At 68.4% G+C, this 16410-nt stretch carries 17 protein-coding genes and 1 tRNA gene; 1 reads left to right on the forward strand and 17 read right to left on the reverse strand.

Annotated features, from left to right (window positions below; translation table 11 throughout):
- Positions 1-28: 28 nt before the first annotated feature.
- The 11 genes from AB0M80_RS02920 to rplJ form a co-directional block, all read right to left on the reverse strand.
- Positions 29-1294: an MlaD family protein gene (locus AB0M80_RS02920; RefSeq protein WP_364557910.1), complete on the reverse strand. Its 1266-nt coding sequence runs from the start codon at positions 1292-1294 to the stop codon at positions 29-31.
- Positions 1294-2472 (reverse strand): MCE family protein, encoded by a 1179-nt coding sequence (locus tag AB0M80_RS02925; RefSeq protein WP_364557913.1) that lies wholly within the window; start codon positions 2470-2472, stop codon positions 1294-1296. Before AB0M80_RS02925 ends, AB0M80_RS02920 begins: the two co-directional genes overlap by 1 nt.
- Positions 2469-3653: an MCE family protein gene (locus tag AB0M80_RS02930; protein WP_364557915.1), complete on the reverse strand. Its 1185-nt coding sequence runs from the start codon at positions 3651-3653 to the stop codon at positions 2469-2471. Before AB0M80_RS02930 ends, AB0M80_RS02925 begins: the two co-directional genes overlap by 4 nt.
- Complete coding sequence (locus tag AB0M80_RS02935) at positions 3650-4636, reverse strand: MCE family protein (RefSeq protein WP_364557917.1); 987 nt, start codon at positions 4634-4636, stop codon at positions 3650-3652. The genes AB0M80_RS02930 and AB0M80_RS02935 overlap by 4 nt, the downstream gene beginning before the upstream one ends.
- Complete coding sequence (locus tag AB0M80_RS02940) at positions 4633-5661, reverse strand: MCE family protein (RefSeq protein ID WP_364557920.1); 1029 nt, start codon at positions 5659-5661, stop codon at positions 4633-4635. Before AB0M80_RS02940 ends, AB0M80_RS02935 begins: the two co-directional genes overlap by 4 nt.
- The gene (locus AB0M80_RS02945) at positions 5658-6983 is read right to left on the reverse strand and encodes an MCE family protein (RefSeq protein WP_364557923.1); all 1326 of its coding nucleotides are present in this window, start codon (positions 6981-6983) and stop codon (positions 5658-5660) included. Before AB0M80_RS02945 ends, AB0M80_RS02940 begins: the two co-directional genes overlap by 4 nt.
- Positions 6980-7816 carry an ABC transporter permease gene (locus tag AB0M80_RS02950; RefSeq protein ID WP_103351766.1) on the reverse strand — a complete coding sequence of 279 codons (837 nt, stop codon included), beginning with the start codon at positions 7814-7816 and terminating at the stop codon, positions 6980-6982. The genes AB0M80_RS02945 and AB0M80_RS02950 overlap by 4 nt, the downstream gene beginning before the upstream one ends.
- 3 nt (positions 7817-7819) lie before the next feature.
- Positions 7820-8572 (reverse strand): ABC transporter permease, encoded by a 753-nt coding sequence (locus AB0M80_RS02955; RefSeq protein ID WP_364558573.1) that lies wholly within the window; start codon positions 8570-8572, stop codon positions 7820-7822.
- A 38-nt stretch (positions 8573-8610) separates the two neighbouring features.
- On the reverse strand, positions 8611-9801 hold the full coding sequence (locus AB0M80_RS02960) for an ABC transporter ATP-binding protein (protein WP_364557926.1): 1191 nt from the start codon (positions 9799-9801) through the stop codon (positions 8611-8613).
- A gap of 401 nt (positions 9802-10202) precedes the next feature.
- Positions 10203-10586, reverse strand: coding sequence for a 50S ribosomal protein L7/L12 (gene rplL, locus AB0M80_RS02965; RefSeq protein ID WP_091303983.1), 384 nt, complete (start codon positions 10584-10586; stop codon positions 10203-10205).
- Between the two features lie 50 nt (positions 10587-10636).
- Entirely contained in the window at positions 10637-11191 is a 555-nt protein-coding gene (gene rplJ / locus AB0M80_RS02970; RefSeq protein WP_013222529.1) for a 50S ribosomal protein L10, read from the reverse strand.
- Between the two features lie 310 nt (positions 11192-11501).
- Here rplJ and AB0M80_RS02975 point away from each other — a divergent pair, with 310 nt between their 5' ends.
- Positions 11502-12620 (forward strand): hypothetical protein, encoded by a 1119-nt coding sequence (locus AB0M80_RS02975; RefSeq protein WP_364557930.1) that lies wholly within the window; start codon positions 11502-11504, stop codon positions 12618-12620.
- On the opposite strand, the gene AB0M80_RS02980 is transcribed toward AB0M80_RS02975, so the two are convergent.
- From AB0M80_RS02980 to AB0M80_RS03005, 6 genes are all read right to left on the reverse strand, one after another.
- Entirely contained in the window at positions 12617-13390 is a 774-nt protein-coding gene (locus AB0M80_RS02980) for an alpha/beta fold hydrolase (RefSeq protein ID WP_364557933.1), read from the reverse strand. The two genes, AB0M80_RS02975 and AB0M80_RS02980, sit on opposite strands and share 4 nt — an antisense overlap.
- A gap of 70 nt (positions 13391-13460) precedes the next feature.
- A complete protein-coding gene (gene rplA / locus AB0M80_RS02985) occupies positions 13461-14180 on the reverse strand; it encodes a 50S ribosomal protein L1 (protein WP_360263698.1) in 720 nt (239 codons plus the stop codon).
- A 203-nt stretch (positions 14181-14383) separates the two neighbouring features.
- On the reverse strand, positions 14384-14821 hold the full coding sequence (gene rplK / locus AB0M80_RS02990) for a 50S ribosomal protein L11 (RefSeq protein WP_043781763.1): 438 nt from the start codon (positions 14819-14821) through the stop codon (positions 14384-14386).
- Between the two features lie 74 nt (positions 14822-14895).
- Positions 14896-15744 (reverse strand): transcription termination/antitermination protein NusG, encoded by an 849-nt coding sequence (gene nusG, locus AB0M80_RS02995; protein ID WP_364557937.1) that lies wholly within the window; start codon positions 15742-15744, stop codon positions 14896-14898.
- Positions 15745-15816: 72 nt separating this feature from the next.
- A complete protein-coding gene (secE, locus tag AB0M80_RS03000) occupies positions 15817-16257 on the reverse strand; it encodes a preprotein translocase subunit SecE (RefSeq protein WP_364557940.1) in 441 nt (146 codons plus the stop codon).
- Between the two features lie 26 nt (positions 16258-16283).
- A tRNA-Trp gene (locus AB0M80_RS03005) sits at positions 16284-16356 on the reverse strand.
- Positions 16357-16410 lie beyond the last annotated feature (54 nt).

Consider the following 16410-nt stretch of genomic DNA (forward strand, 5'->3'; position numbering starts at 1 on the left):
AGGGTAGGTAACGGTCATCAAATCCACGTCAGGACAGGCCGAGCAGCGAGCCCAGGCTGTTCAGGCTGACGCCGGGGCTGCCGACGATGCCCGGCACGCCCCGGGTGTTCCGCTCCTCGGCCAGCTCCTCGGCCGGCCGGTTCGCGTTGGCCGAGACGTCGCTGTCCGACGGCGCGACCGGCACCCCGCCGTACGGCGCGTTTTGCGCACCGCGGACGTTGATCGGGCTGCCCTTCGGTTCGGCACAGTACGCGTCTTCCTTCGCCGGCCTCGCGGAAAGGTCGTTCCCGGTGCGGAACTGCGAGTACGGGATGTAGCCCTTCGTGCAGGACGGCGGGTTGAACAGGTTGAGCACCAGACCGAGGTGCGCGGTGCCGTCGCCGGGCGCGACGCTGCTCGCCGCGCCGGCCAGCGCCGGGTAGGTGACCAGGCCCTGCTCGATCCCGTCGAGCCGGGTCACGGTCAGGTTGGCGGTGGTGAGCAGGTTCGCCGTCAGCGCGCCCAGCCCCGGGCCGGACTCGGCGAGCACCTGGCTGATCTGCGACGCCACCTGCGGCGTGATGCCGATGAGCTTCCGCAGGTCGCCGTCGGAGTTCTTGAGCGTGCCGGTCAGCTCGTTGAGGCTCTTGCTGAACGAGGCGAAGTTCTCCGCCTCGGCGTTCTGCGTGTCCAGCACCTGGCCGCCGGCGTCCAGGAGCTGGATCGTCTGCGGCAGGTACTCCTGCGCCGTCGTGGTGAAGCTTCGCGCGGTGTCCAGCAGCGTCTGCAGGTCACCACCGGTGCCGCGGAAGGCGTCGTAGGACTCGTCGACGACCGTGCGCAGTGAGTCGACCGGGACCGAAGCGGCGAGCGAGTCGAGGTCGCCGATCAGCCGGTCGGTGCTGACCGGGGTGGTCGTCTTGTTCGCCGGGATCACCGAGCCGGCGGCGAGGTACGGGCCCTGGTCGGCCTTGGGGCGCAGGTCGACGTACTGCTCGCCGACCGCCGAGCGGTTGGCGACGACGGCGTCGAGGTCCGCGGGCACCTGTGGCGCCGACGGGTCGATGTTCAGGTCGGCCTCGAGCCCGGCCGGGGTGAGCCGCATTTCGCCGACCCGGCCGATGTTGTAGCCGCGGTAGGTCACCTCGGCGTTGGTGAAGATGCCGCCCGATTCGTTGAGCTGCAGCTTCACCGTGTAGCCGTCGTTGCCGAACACGCTGCCGAGCCCGGCGAACCGGATCAGCGCGTACACGATCGCGACGACCGAGATCACCACGAAGGCGATCAGCTGGATCTTCGTCCGGCGCACCAGCATCAGCCCGCACCTCCCGGGAGGAGCCCGAAGAGGTTGCCCAGGCCCGGCTTCGACTGCGAGGACTGCTGCCCGGCGCCGGGGATCGGCAGCGGTGGCGGCTGGTTGGCGGGCGTGCCCTGGACCCCGCCGGTCAGGCCGGCCAGCGGCAGCTGCCCGGACAGGGCGTTCTGCCGGCTGTTGCCCAGGTTGTCGACGATCGTCTTCAGGTTCAGGTCCACCTTCGCGAACAGGTTGAAGTAGTCGCCCTTGACGCCGTTGACGGCCTGGTCGCTGAACGGGAACGTCAGCAGGATCTCCAGCGCCTTCGGCAGGTCGTTGCCCGCCTCGCCGAGCTTCTGCAGCGTCGGGGTCAGCGCCTTGAGGTCGGCGACGAGGTCCTTCTGCGACTTGTTGACCGTGTCGGTGGCCACGCCGGAGAGGTGGTCCAGCGCCTGCAGCATCGTGACCAGCTGCCCGCGCTGCTGCTCCAGCACGCCGAGCCCCGGCCCGAGGTTGTCGACCGCGCCGACCAGCTTGTCCTTCTGGCCGTTCAGGGTCGAGGACAGCCGGTTCAGCCCGTCGATGGCCCGGGTGATGTTCTGCGACTGCCGGTCCAGGTTCGTGACCAGCTGGTTCGCGTTGTCCAGCAGCGCCTTGATGTCCGGCTCGCGGCCGGACGTGGCCTTGTTGAGCTCCTTGGTGATGGTGTTGAGCTGGTCGACGCCACCCCCGTTGAGCAGCAGCGAGAGCGCGCCGAGCAGCTCTTCGACCTCGACGCTGCGGTTCGTGCGGGCCAGCGGGATGGTCGCGTTGTCGACGAGCTTGCCGCGGGCCTGGTCGTCGCCGGGCGAAGCCAGCTCGACGTACTTCTCGCCGAGCAGGCTGGACTGCTTGACGTTGGCGATCGCGTTGGCCGGCAGCTTGATGCCGCCGTTGACCTTCAGCGTGACCAGCGCGTGCCAGCCGTCCTTGGTGAGCCCGACGTTCTCGACCCGGCCCACCGGCACCTCGTCGACCTTCACCCCGGCCTGCGGGGTCAGGTCGAGGACGTCCCGGAACTCGACGTTCACCGTGTACGGGTGGTCGCCGAGGTCGGCGCCACCGGGCAGCGGCAGGTCGTAGATGCCCTTGAAGGCACAACCGGACAGCGTCAGCGCGGATGCTGTGGCCAGCACCCCGACGGTCAGTAGCTTCTTCACTGGCCACCTCCGTAGAGCTGCCCGGCGATGGGCAGTGGCAGCGGCGGCAGCTGGCCGGACTGCAGGGCCTGCACGGTCTGCGCCACGGACGGCAGCGGGATCACCTTGTCGACCACGCCGGCGATGCTCTCGCAGGCGTTGCCGAGCACGTCCGGGATGCTGTTGGTGCCGACCTGCTTGAGCAGCCGGCAGATCATCACCAGCGGCGGCTGGGTCAGCTCGTTGAGGTTCGGGCGGGCGTCGAGCGTGCCCGCCGAGCCGTTGTAGGTGTTGACCAGGTTGCTCAGGCCGACCGGCGCGACGTCGAGGATCTCGGCGAGCGAGCTGCGCTGGTCGACGAGCACCTTGGTGATACCGGCCAGCTTGTCCACATTGGACTTGAGCCGGTCGTGGTTCTGATCGATGAACGCCTGCACCGCGGTGAGCGTCGCGCCCAGCTGCCGGACGGTCGCGGCCAGGTTGTCCTTTTCGGACGCCAGGTAGCCGCTGACGTCGGCGAGCCGGCTCTCGAAGGTGCGGACCTGCTTGTCGGAGTCGGCCAGCGTCTGCGAGAACTTGCCGAGGTTCTCCACCGTGGAGAACAGGTCGTCCTTGTTGCCCGACAGCGTCCCGGCGGCCTGGCCGAGCTTCGTGATCGTGTCGTGCAGGGCCTGGCCGTTGCCGTCGACGTTGGCCGCCGCGGTGTTCAGCAGGTTCGACAGCGACCCGTTCTTGTTGGCGCCGTTCGGGCCGAGGGTCTCGCTGACCCGGGCCAGGCTGGCCGCCAGCTGGTCGACTTCGAGGGGCACTTCGGTGCGGTCGAGGCCGATGACCGCGCCGTCGGAGATCCGCGGGCCGCCGGTGTAGGCCGGGGCGAGCTGGACGTAGCGGTCCGACACCAGCGACGGCGCCACGATGAGCGCCTTCGCGTCCGCCGGGACCGCGACCGAGCGGTCGTACTCGAGCTCGACCTTCACCTGGTTGCCCATGGGCTGGATCTTGGTGACCGTGCCCATGTCGACGCCGAGCATCCGCACGCTGTTGCCCTCGTACAGCCCGACGGCGCCGGCGAAATACGCGGTCAGGTGATTGCGGCCGGCGTCCTTGAGGGTCCACCAGATCCCGCCGGCGACGACGAGCGCGAGCACGATCGCGATGGAGAAGCCCCTGGTCAGGGCCTGGCCGAAGCGGGTGTCACTCATTTCGTGTAGCACCCCTCTTCGTTGATCGGGCCGAACGACGGCAGCAGCAGACCGCAGATGTAGTTGTCGAACCAGCGGCCGTTGCCGATGGTGTTGGTGAAGACGCGGATGAAGGGCGCGAACTTCTTGAGGCCTTCGGCCAGCGAGTCCTGGTTGCGCTGCAGCATCGACGTCAGCTGGTCGAGCTGGGTCAGCACCGGGTCGAGCTGCTTCGAGTTGTCGTCGATCAGGCCCTGCAGCTGCGTCGCCAGCTCACGCGAGCCGTTCAGCAGGGCCGTGATCGCGTCCTCGCGCTTGGCCAGCTCGGCGAGCAGGTCGTTGCCGTCGTCGAGCAGTTTCTGCACCTCGGCGTCGCGGTCGACCAGCGTCTGCGACACCTCGCGGGTGTTGGCCAGCAGGTTGGACAGCTGCTGGTCGCGCGAGGCGATCGTGTCCGACAGCTTCGACAGCCCGGACAACGCGCCCTTCACGTCCTCGGGCGTGTTGGCGAACGTCTGCGAGATGGTGTCGAAGCTCTGCGCCAGCTGCTTGGTGTCGATGTTGTCGACGGTCTGCGACAGCCCGCGGAACGCGTCGAGCACGTCGTAGGGGGCCATCGTGCGATCGCGCGGGATCCCGGTGCCCGGGTTCAGCGCGCCTTCGCCCTGCGGGTCCAGCGACAGGTACTTCTGGCCGAGCAACGTCTTGATCTTGATCGCGGCGCTGGTCCGGTCGCCCAGCCAGGCGTCCTTGACCTTGAACGACACCTTGACCGACGCACCGTCGAGTTCGATGTCGCTGACCTTGCCGACCTTGACGCCGGCGATCCGGACGTCGTTGTCCTTCTGCAGCCCGGAAGCCTCGCTGAACTCGGCGGTGTAGGTGGTGCCGCCGCCGATCACCGGCAGGTCGTCGGAGTTCAGCGCGGCGATGAAGGCGAGCGCCAGCACGACGATCCCGACCAGCGCGATCGGCACGGGGTTGCGCTTCTGGAAGGACTTCATCCCGAACACCTCGCCCGGTTGGCCGGGATCAGCGGGATCGGCACGTCGTTGATCAGTGGTGGCAAGCTGACCGTCCCGGAGAACTCGCAGGCGTAGAAGTTGAACCAGGAGCCGTAGTCCGCGGTGCGGGTCAGCGTGCTCACCTTGGTCGGCAGGAACTGGATGAAGTGCTCCAGCTCCGGCTCGTTCTTGTTCAGCGCGCTGGTGAGGTTCCCGAGCGCGTCGATGTCGTTCTTCAGCGGCTCGCGGACCTCGCCGAGCAGCCCGGACGTCGTCTCGGCCAGGGTGCCGAGGCTTTCGATCGCGTCGCCGATCGGCTTGCGGTCGGCGGCCAGCCCGGACACCAGCTGCTGCAGCTTCACGATCACGTCGTTGAGCTGCGGGGTGTGCGCGTTGACCGTGTCCAGCACCGAGTTGAGGTTGTCGATGACCTCGCCGATCACCTGGTCCTTGTCGGCGATCGTGGTGGCCAGCGACGCCGTGTGCGACAGCAGGCTCTCCACGGTGCCGCCCTCGCCCTGCAGGACCTGGATGACCTCGTAGGACAGCTTGTTGACGTCATCCGGGTTGAGCGCGGTGAACAGCGGCTTGAAGCCGTTGAACAGCTCGGTCAGGTCCAGCGCGGGCGTGGTCCGCTCCAGCGGGATGGTGCCGCCGGGCTGCAGCGTCTTGCCGGAACTGTCGTCGCCCTCGCCGAGCGAGACGTACCGCTGGCCGACCAGGTTGCGGAACTTGATCTGCGCGGTCACCCCGGCCGGCAGCGTCCGGCCGGAGTCGACCTCGAACTCGACCTCGGCCTGCCGCTTGTCGACGATGTGCACGTCCTTGACCTGCCCGACCCGGACGCCGGCGATGCGGACGTCGTCGTTGGGCAGCAGCAGCGTCGCGTCGGTGAAGCGCGCCTTGTAGGCGTTGGTGCTGGTGGTGTTGATGTTGGCGATGCTGATCCCGAGGATCGTCGTGAACAGCACGGTGACGACCACGAAGATGCCGAGCTTGATCAGCGGCGCGAGCAGGCCCCTCACTTGACCGTCACCTCCGCACCCCGGTACAGCGGGCCGACGAGCAGGGAGCTCCAGCCCGGGACGTCGGCGGCGTTCATGCCCAGCTGCGGGCCGAGCAGATCGGCCAGGAAGCCCTGCTCCGCCGTCGAGTACGCCAGGTCACCGCCGCCCGCGCCGTTGCCGGCCGCGTCGGCCTTGAACTTGGCCGGGTTCAGCCCCTCGCCGGCGCTCTTCGGCGCGGCCTGGTGCAGCGTGCCGTCCTTGAACGCGCCGTCCGGCGGCTCGGACGGGAACGGCTTCGGGATGTCCTTGATGTCGTAGCAGCGCGGGCCGCGCTTGTCGTCGAACCGCGGCTCTTCCTTGCCCGCCTGGTACGGCGCGCGCGGCACGATGATTTCGATCGTCGCGTGCAGGCCGGGCTGGTTGGTGCCCTTGCCCAGCGCCTGGTCGATCAGCGGCACGTTCTTCGCCATCTGGGAGATCACGCAGGGGTACTCCGGCGCGTACTTCGCCAGCAGCTCGGCCGTCGGCCGGGCGGTGTCGACGAGGGAGATGATGTTGTCCTTGTTGTTCTGCAGGAACGTCTGCAGGTCCACCGAGGCCTGGGTCAGGCTGCCGTAGAGGTTGGCCAGGTTCTGCCGCTCGTCGACCACGGTCCGGGTCGTCGTGCTCAGGTTGTCCAGGCTCTGCACCAGATCCGGCGCCGCGTCCTTCAGGTGGTCGGAGAACTCCGCGAGCGCCTTCAGGTTGTGCTGCAGTTCCGGCTCGTGCGGGTTCAGCTCGCCGATGTAGGTGCCCAGCTGCGACAGCGTGTCGCCGAGCTGGTCGCCGCGGCCCTGCAGCGCCGTCGAGATCGCGGTGAGCGTCGCCGACAGCTTCTGCGGCTGCACCGCCTGCAGCACCGGCATCAGGTGCGAGAACGCCTGTTCCAGCTCGACCGCGCTCGACGTCCGGTCCTGCGGGATCACGTCGCCGTTGGCCAGCGTCTTCGCCGACGGCTTCTCCGGGATCTCCAGCGAAACGAACCGCTCGCCGAAGAGCGTCTTCGGCAGGAACCGCGCCGAGACGTTCTCCGGGATCAGCTTCGCGGACTCCGGCTGCAGCGCGAGCGTGAGCTCCGCGCCGTGGTCGGTGGCGACGATGTCCTCGACGGACCCGACGATCAGCCCGCGCACCTTGACGTCGGACTGCTTGATCAGCTGGTTGCCGATCTTGTCGGCCTGCAGCTTGACCGTGACGACGGGCGTGAACGCCTTGTCGTAGAGCGCGATGGACAGCGCCACCCCGCCGACCATCACGGCGATGAGCAGCAGGCCGAGCAGCCTGCGACGGAGCGTCCTCATCCCGCGATCCTTACCGTGACGTCGGTTCCCCAGATGGCGAACCCGATGAAGAAGTTCATGATCGACACCGTGACGATGGACAGCCGCACGGCCTTGCCGACCGCGACGCCGACACCGGCCGGGCCACCGGTCGCCCGGTACCCGAAGTAGCAGTGCGACAGGATGATCAGGACGCTGAACAGCAGCACCTTGATGAACGAATAGAGCACGTCCTGCGGTGGCAGGAACAGGTCGAAGTAGTGGTCGTAGGTGCCGGCCGACTGGCCGTAGATGTAGATGACGACCAGTCTCGACGCGAGGTAGGAGCTGAGCAGACCGATGATGTAGAGCGGGATGACCGCGACGAACCCGGCGATGATCCGGGTCGTCACCAGGTACGGCAGGCTCGGCACACCCATGACTTCCAGCGCGTCGATCTCCTCGGAGATCCGCATCGCACCCAGCTGCGCGGTGAACCCGGCGCCGACCGTGGCGCTCAGGGCGAGCCCGGCGACCAGCGGCGCGATCTCGCGGGTGTTGAAGAACGCGGTCAGGAAGCCGGTGAACGCCGACGTCCCGATCGAGTTCAGCGCCGAGTAGCCCTGCAGGCCGACGAGGACACCGGTGAACAGCGTCAGGCCGACCATCACGCCGACCGTGCCGCCGATGACCGCGAGCGAGCCGGAGCCGAAGCTCACCTCGGCCAGCAGCCGGAGGACTTCCTTGGTGTAGCGGCGCAGTGTCCGCGGTGTCCACAGCAGCGCCCGGCCGTAGAACGACATCTGGTCGCCCAGCGTGTCCAGCGTCTGCAGGGGTCGATTGGCGACGCGCTTGGCGCCCTGGAGGAACGTCATGCGCTAGTCCAGCTTTCCGGGCACGATCTGCAGGTAGATCAGGGTGATCACGAAGTTCACGACGAACAGCATGAGGAAAGTGATGACCACCGACTGGTTCACCGCGTCCCCGACACCCTTCGGGCCGCCGGAGGGGTTGAGCCCCCGGTAGGACGCGACGACGGCGGCGATGAACCCGAAGATCAGCGCCTTGAACTCGCCGACCCACAGGTCGGGCAGCTGCGCGAGGGCGGAGAAGCTCGCCAGGTACGCACCCGGCGTCCCGCCCTGCAGCACGACGTTGAAGAAGTAACCGCCCAGCACGCCGATGACGCTGACCATGCCGTTGAGCAGGAGCGCGACCAGCATCATCGCGAGGGTGCGCGGCACGATCAGCCGCTGGACCGCGGAGACGCCCAGCACCTCCATCGCGGCGATCTCCTCGCGGATGGTCCGCGCCCCGATATCAGCACAGACGGCGCTTCCTCCTGCGCCCGCCACCAGCAGCGCGGTGACCAGCGGACTGGCCTGCTGCACGGTGGCGAGCACGGAGCCCGCGCCGGTGTAGGACTGCGCGCCCAGCTGGCGGGCGAGCGATCCGAACTGCAGCGAGATGACCGCGCCGAACGGGATGGCCACCAGGGCCGTCGGCAGGATGGTCACGCTCGCGATGAACCACGACTGCTGGATGAACTCCCGCAGCTGGAACGGGCGCTGGAAGATGCCACGAACGATGTCGAGGCCGAGGGCGAACAGGTTCCCGGTTTCGCGGAGCATGCCGATCCCGGGGATCTTCGCCTGTGAAGCGGGAGAGCTCACCTGCCACCTGGCCCGTTGTTCGGCGGTGGTGGCAGCCGGTGCGTGCCGGGTCTCGGCGGCTGGCCGCCGGGGATCCGAGCCACCTGATCGGCGGGCAGCTGGCCCTGGTGCTGGTTCGGGAAGCCGTCACCCTGCGGGCGGGCCCCGGCCGGGACCTGCTGCTGGGCCTGCGCGACGCGCTGCGGGTGCACGCCGTAGTGGCGCTGCTCCTCCGGCGACAGGGACGCGATGATGCTCTCCTGCGCGGCCGGCGGCAGCCGGTGCATGATCTCCATGACGCGGTCCTTGCGGCGGACGGCCCCCATCCGGGTCGGCACGCCCGGCGTCGTCTGCATCTGCGGCGGCACGCCGGTGACGTCCTCGACCCCGCCCGCGTGGTGCCCGGCGTCGAACATCGCCTGCTCGGCGGCCATCTGGGCGGAGTCCTTCTCCTCGGACATGCCGATCGGGCCCTGCATCTTGCCGTTGAGGAACTGCTTGACGACCGGCTCTTCGCTGGTCAGCAGCACCTCGCGCGGGCCGAACATGACCAGTTCCTTGCGGAAGAGCATGCCCAGGTTGTCCGGCACCGTGCGGGCCAGGTTGATGTTGTGCGTGACGATCAGGAACGTCGCGTCGATCTGCGCGTTGACGTCGAGGAACAGCTGCGAGATGTAGGTGGTGCGGACCGGGTCGAGGCCGGAGTCCGGCTCGTCGACCAGGATGATCTCGGGGTCCAGCACCAGGGCGCGGGCCAGCCCGGCGCGCTTGCGCATACCACCGGAGATCTCGCCCGGCAGCTTCTTGTCAGCGCCGTTCAGACCGGTCATGTCGAGCTTTTCGAGCACGATCCGGCGGATTTCCGTCTCGGACTTCTTGGTGTGCTCGCGCAGCGGGAAAGCGACGTTGTCGTAGAGGTTCATCGAGCCGAACAGCGCGCCGTCCTGGAAGAGGACGCCGAAGAGCTTCCGGATCTCGTACAGCTTGTGTTCGGAGCAGGTGACGATGTCCACCCCGTTGATCACGCAGCGGCCGCGGTCCGGCTTGAGCAGCCCGATCATCGACTTGAGGAAGACCGACTTGCCGGTCCCCGACGGGCCGAGCATGGCCGACACTTCGCCCGGGGGGAGCGTCAACGTGACGTCCCGCCAGATGGCCTGCTTACCGAAGGACTTCGTCAGACCTTCGATGACCACCTCGGCACCCATCGCACCTCCAGGAGCTGTTCCGCGTCATTGCGCCCGCTGCCACACCCTGCCACCCACGCCGGCGGCGGATGTGGGCCCGTGGCGCCCACGAACCCGCGTCAACCAGGTGCAACGAGCTGAGTGCGAACAGGTTACTCACCAGTTTTCTTTTCTGGCCAGCCCCGGGTTCATCGTCACCCCGCCGTGATCGCCAACTGGCAGCACGGTAGCCCAAACGGGGCAACGGCGCAGAGCTGCGTGGCCCCGTACTGCCGATTTAGGGGCCCGGGGCCATTCGGACACCGCTCCTAGGGGTTCGGAGGGTTCCGCAGCTCAGGAAGTCGTAGACGCGGAAGGGGCGGGCATCCCAGTGGATGCCCGCCCCTGCACGAGGTGGTGCGTAGGCGCTTGCGCGCCCGGGATCACTTGATGGTGATCTTGGCGCCGGCGGCCTCGAGCTTCTCCTTGGCGGCCTCGGCGGCCTCCTTGTCGACCTTCTCCAGGAGGGCCTTGGGAGCGGCCTCGACCAGCTCCTTGGCCTCCTTCAGACCCAGACCCGAGACGACCTCGCGGACGACCTTGATGACCTGGATCTTCTTGTCGCCGGCGCCCTCGAGGACGACGTCGAACTCGTCCTGCTCCTCGACCGGGGCGGCAGCGGCGGCGGCCGGGCCGGCCACGACGGCGGCCGGGGCGGCAGCGGTGACGTCGAAGACCTCTTCGAACTCCTTCACGAACTCGGACAGCTCGAGGAGGGTCAGCTCCTTGAAGGCGTCGATCAGCTCGGCGGTGCTCAGCTTCGCCATGATGGCTTCCTCTCAGAAAAACGAACTAGACGTTCGGGGTGGGGGGTGGTTCAGCTCTCGGCGGGTGCTTCGGCTGCTTCGGTACCGGCGGCGTTGCGCTGCTTCTCCTCCAGCGCGGCAGCCAGGCGGGCGACCTGGGACGCCGGCGCCTGGAACAGCGCGGCGGCCTGGGACAGCTTCGCCTTGAACGCGCCCGCCGCCTTGGCGAGCAGGACCTCACGGCTGTCGAGATCGGCGATCCGGTTGATCTCGTCCACGGACAGCGCACGGCCGTCCATGTAGCCGCCCTTGATCACAAGCGCGTTGTTGTCCTTCGCGAAGTCGCGAATCGCCTTGGCGGCGTCGACAGCTTCACCCTCGACGAAGGCGATGGCGGTCGCGCCGACGAACAGGTCCTCGAGACCCTGGATGCCGGCGTCCTCGGCGGCCCGCTTGACGAGGGTGTTCTTCGCGACCCGGTACTTGGCACTGGTGCCGAGAGCGCGGCGCAGCTGGGACAGCTGGGACACGGAGAGGCCGGTGTACTGGGTAACGACGGTGGCCGAGCTGGTGCGGAAGCTCTCCGCGATCTCGGCGACGGCCGCCACCTTGTCGGGCTTCGCCATGGTCGCCTCCTCTCTTGGCTAGTGTTTCCACTGGCGTCGAGGAGCCCCGAAACGACGAAACGCCCTCGCGCAAGCAGGCGCGGGGCGTAGTCGGGCACGCATGGGTGCCCTGCCTCGTTCCTCCTGCGCGGGCCGCCCAGCGATGCGGGACCTTCGTTCCCCGCGTGGAGCGGGGAAAACCAGCGGTCTTCGGTAGAACTGTCGTGAACTATACCCGGTCGTCTCGGCGGGGTTCTCCGCCCCCCTGCCCTGACCTGCGTTTAGGGCGCCTGGGGGTTCCCCGCGGCGTCCGGGAGGGCATCATGGTGACGTGGCGGAGCAGCGCGATGACGGAAAGCGGGGCGCGGACCTCGAACCGGCGCGCCCGAACACGCCCGCCGCGGCGAACGGCCGGCCGGGCAATGCTCCGGGACCCGGGGAGGGTCCGCCGGCGCTCCCCCAGCCGGGCGGAGTTCCGGGGCCCGGCCAGGGTTCGCCGGCCCTTCCGCAGCCGGGCAATACTGCGGGGCCCGGCCAGAACTCGCCGGCCCTTCCGCAACCGGGCAATACTGCGGGGCCCGGTCAGAACTCGCCGGCCCTTCCGCAACCGGGCAATGCTCCGGCACCCAGCCAGAACTCGCCAGCGCTCCCCCAGCCGTCCGGCGCGTCCGCTCAGCCGCCGGTCGACCCGGCCGAGCTGGAACAGTTCCGCCAGTTCCAGCAGTTCCAGGACTACCTGCGCTTCACCCAGTCCCAGCAGGGCAACCAGCCCGCACCCCCGCCGGACGCGGGCGTCGTCCAGGCGCCGCGGTCCCAGCCTGTTCCGCAGCGGGGCGGCCAGCCGCCGATGATCCCTCCGGGCTACCAGCTGGTCCCGGCCGAGCGCCGTCGCGCGCCCCGGTGGCTTGCGTGGCTGGGGAAGAAGGTGATCGCCTGGGTCCTGGCGTTCATACTCCTCGCCATCGCGGGCACGTGGCTCTACAACCACTTCTTCCCCAACGACGCGGGCAAGACTTCCGCCCAGCTGGCCGAGGAGGGCGGCGGGACCTACCACACGAACCACATCCTCTCGACCAGTCCGTACGAGGCGGTCCGGGAGGTCTACGACGCCGTCGCCCAGAACCTCGTCCCGCAGGCGTGCGGACGGATGCGTGAAGACGTCCAGCAGAAGTTCGCCCAAGACCTCGGGTACGCCGACTGCCAGGTCGCGGTCCACGAGCTGAACCGGCAGGTCAAGAGCAAGAACGACTACGCCGAGTCGATGCCGTCGTACGTCTCGGAGCCGCTGCCGGGCGACAGCTTCACGATCAGCTCGTGCAAGTTCGGCATCCGCGGGGGGCCCCCTCTCGGCGCCTTCACCGTGCAGAAGGTCGAAAAGAACCAGTGGCTCATCACGGCGCACACCAACGAGCCCACGCCCTGCCCGCCGCCGACCCCGACCAGCCGCTAGCGCGGGTGCGGGGCCGAGAGGAACGCCACCAGGGCCTCCGAGAACGCCGGTGACATCACCGCCGTCATGTGGTCGCCCGGGATGCGGACCAGGCGGGCTCCCGCGATGGCCGCCGCCAGGCGTTCCGGCTCGGTCGCCAGCTGGTCCTGCTCGCCCGCCAGGATCAGGGTCGGGACGCCGATCGAGGACAGGTCCAGGTGGCCCTCGCGCGAAGCCATTGCCACCGCCGCCAGCGCTTGGCGGTCGCCGCCGACCGCGTCGGCCAGCAAGCGGAACGGGACTCCTGATGGCGGGACCGTCGACGGGTCCTCCGCCAGCAGTGCCGCAGCGATGTCGGCCGGCTTCACGACGCGCAGGTCGACGCCGCCGAAGTCGACGATGCCCGAGCCCACTCCGCCCGTGGCCAGGCAGCGGATGCGCTTGTCCGCCGCCGTGGCCGTCAGCGCGATGATCGCGCCCATCGAGTAGCCGACCAGCGAAACCTCGTCGAGGCCCAGCTCGTCCAGCAGCGCCGAGACGTCCCGCGCCATGCTGTCCTCGGTGTAGCGGGACTCGTCGTGCGGCTTCTCGGACCGGCCGTGGCCGCGCGCGTCCAGCGAAATGACCGTGAGACCGGCCTTGCGCAGCGCCGCGACGACGCCGGTGGAAATCCAGTTCGCGTTCGTGTCCGCGGCGAAACCGTGCTGCAGCAGCACCGGGCGGTGGGCGCCGTCGCCCTCCCACACGGTGTAGTTCAACCGGAGCCCGTCGAACGACGCGAAAGTCGGCATGACGTCAATAAGACACGAAGAAAGGGCGCCCCCGCAGCAAGCGGGGACGCCCTTTCTGGTGACGTCCGACTCAGACGGCCGCGTCCTCCGAGAGGAGGTTGCGGGTCCGCAGCGGGTCGACCGGGATGCCCGGGCCCATCGTGGTGGTGAAGGTGACCTTCTTCAGGTAGCGGCCCTTCGCCGACGACGGCTTGGCGCGGAGGATCTCGTCCAGCGCGGCCGCGTAGTTCTCGACCAGCTTCTCGGTGTCGAAGGAAGCCTTGCCGATCACCAGGTGCAGGTTGGCCTGCTTGTCGACGCGAAAGTTGATCTTACCGCCCTTGATGTCCTTCACGGCCTTCTCGACCGCGGGGGTCACCGTGCCGGTCTTCGGGTTCGGCATCAGGCCACGCGGGCCGAGGATGCGGGCGATGCGGCCCACCTTGGCCATCTGGTCCGGCGTCGCGATCGCGGCGTCGAAGTCGAGCCAGCCACCCTGGATGCGCTCGATCAGCTCGTCGGTGCCGACCGCGTCCGCGCCGGCGGCTTCGGCCTCGGCGGCCTTGTCGCCGACGGCGAAGACGATGACGCGGGCGGTCTTACCGGTGCCGTGCGGCAGGTTCACGGTGCCGCGGACCATCTGGTCGGCCTTGCGGGGGTCCACACCGAGACGCATCGCGACCTCGACGGTCGCGTCCATCTTGGTCTTGGAAGTCTCCTTCGCCAGCTTCGCAGCCTCGAGCGGCGCGTAGAAACGCGACTTGTCGATGAGCTCCGCAGCCTGGCGGTAAGCCTTGCTGTGCTTGGTCATGCTTCTGTCCTTAACTTCGAAAACGGATCAGTGTGGTGCCAGAGCCAGCACATGGCTCTCCCACGGTGTTGTCTGCCTCGACTCCGTCGAGGCGGCGAGATCGCTCTCAAGCCGCTTCCTGCCCGCCCGATTTCGCTCGGCCCTGGGGGCCGATCGAAATCGCTCGGTCAGAAACCGGCGCGATCTCGCGGTTGCTGCAGACGTCAGGCGTCGACGACCGTGATGCCCATCGACCGCGCAGTGCCGGCGATGATCTTCGCGGCCTGGTCGATGTCGTGCGCGTTGAGGTCGGTCTCCTTGGTCTTGGCGATCTCGCGGACCTGGTCCCAGGTGACCTTGGCGACCTTGGTCTTGTGCGGCTCGCCGGAGCCCTTCTCCACGCCCGCGGCCTTCAGCAGCAGCTTCGCGGCCGGCGGCGTCTTCAGCTTGAAGTCGAACGACCGGTCCTCGTACACGGAGATCTCGACCGGGACGACGTCCCCGCGCTGCGACTCGGTCGCGGCGTTGTAGGCCTTGCAGAACTCCATGATGTTGACGCCGTGCTGACCCAACGCGGGGCCGACCGGCGGCGCGGGGTTGGCCGCACCCGCCTTGATCTGCAGCTTGATGATCGCCGCAAGCTTCTTCTTCTTGGGTGGCATTTCTTTTCCTGTCCTGTACTACGTTCCCCGTGTACCTGCCGTGGACGCGGGGACTGCGGCCGAACGGGCGGCCGTCAGATCTTGGAGACCTGGTTGAACGACAGCTCGACCGGGGTTTCCCGGCCGAAGATCGACACCAGGACCTTCAGCTTCTGCCCGTCGATGTTGACCTCGGAGATCGTCGCCGGCAGCGTCGCGAACGGGCCGTCCATGACCGTGACCGACTCGCCGATCTCGAAGTCGACCTCGACGGCCGGGCCGCCGAGCGGGGCCGCGGTCGCGGTGGACTCGCCCTTGCCGCCCTTCGCCGGGGCTTCGCTCTGGACCTTGGGGGCGAGGAACTTCAGCACCTCGTCCACGGTCAGCGGCGACGGCCGCGAGGTGGCGCCGACGAACCCGGTGACACCCGGCGTGTTGCGCACCGCGCTCCACGAGGCGTCGTTCAGGTCCATCCGGACCAGGATGTAGCCGGGCAGCACCTTGCGCTGCACCAGCTTGCGCTGGCCGTTCTTGATCTCGGTGACCTCTTCGGTCGGGACCTCGATCTGGAAGATGTAGTCCTCGACGTCCAGGGTCTGGGTCCGGGTCTCGAGGTTGGTCTTCACCTTGTTCTCGTACCCGGCGTAGGAGTGCACGACGTACCACTCGCCGGGCGCGGCGAGGAGTTCGGAGCGCAGCTTGGCGACCGGGTCCTCGTCGTCCGCCGCGGGCTCGCCTTCGGCGTCGGCCACGTCCTCGTCGACGGAAGCGGCGGCGTCATCGGAAGCGTCGTCGTCATCGGAGGCGGCGTCGTCGACCTCGGAGTCCGACACGTCGACGGGCTCGAGGTGCGCGGATTCCTCGTCACCGAGTGCCGCGTGCACCTGCTCGTCGGAAAGCTCGGTCAGGTCGTGACCGGCTGATGTGCCGTTGTCGGAGGTCACGTTCCGTCCTCTCAGTTGATCATTGCGGGCCAGGCCGGGACCTGGGCCCCATTCGGCGCGCGCCGGAGCGCGTCAGCCGAAGATCTTGCCGATGCCCCACTTGAATGCCAGGTCGAGCACGCTCACCAGGCCGACCATGAACACCACGAAGGCCAGCACGACCACGGTGTAGGTGACCATCTGCTTGCGGTTGGGCCAGATGACCTTGCGCAGCTCCGCCCAGACTTCGCGGATGAAACGCACCAGCCGCGCGAACACGGAGGCCTTCTTCGCCTTCTGGTCCCGCTTCGGAGTCGGAGCGCCCTTCGCGTCAGGGGCGGTCTTCTCCCCCGACTTCCCGGCCGGACGCGCCTTGTCGTCCGCACGTGCCGCGGACTTCCCCGCCGGACGAGCGGTCGCACGGCGCTCACGCCGGGCGGCAGCTGTGACGGGACGGGACGGGTTCTCGGGCTTCTGCCCGGTACCGTCCTGCTCCTGCTCGCCGCCGCTGGCGTCGCTGTCGCTCACGACCACTCCTCCGCTCCACCAGTTCCGTTACGCAGGGGTGACAGGACTTGAACCTGCAACCTGCGGTTTTGGAGACCGCTGCTCTGCCAATTGAGCTACACCCCTGTGGAGCCCGATCGCTCGGAGCCCCGGAGGACGCATTCCATCATCCCCACCATC

The organism is Amycolatopsis sp. NPDC051045 (assembly GCF_040682955.1).
Taxonomy (GTDB): Bacteria; Actinomycetota; Actinomycetes; order Mycobacteriales; family Pseudonocardiaceae; genus Amycolatopsis.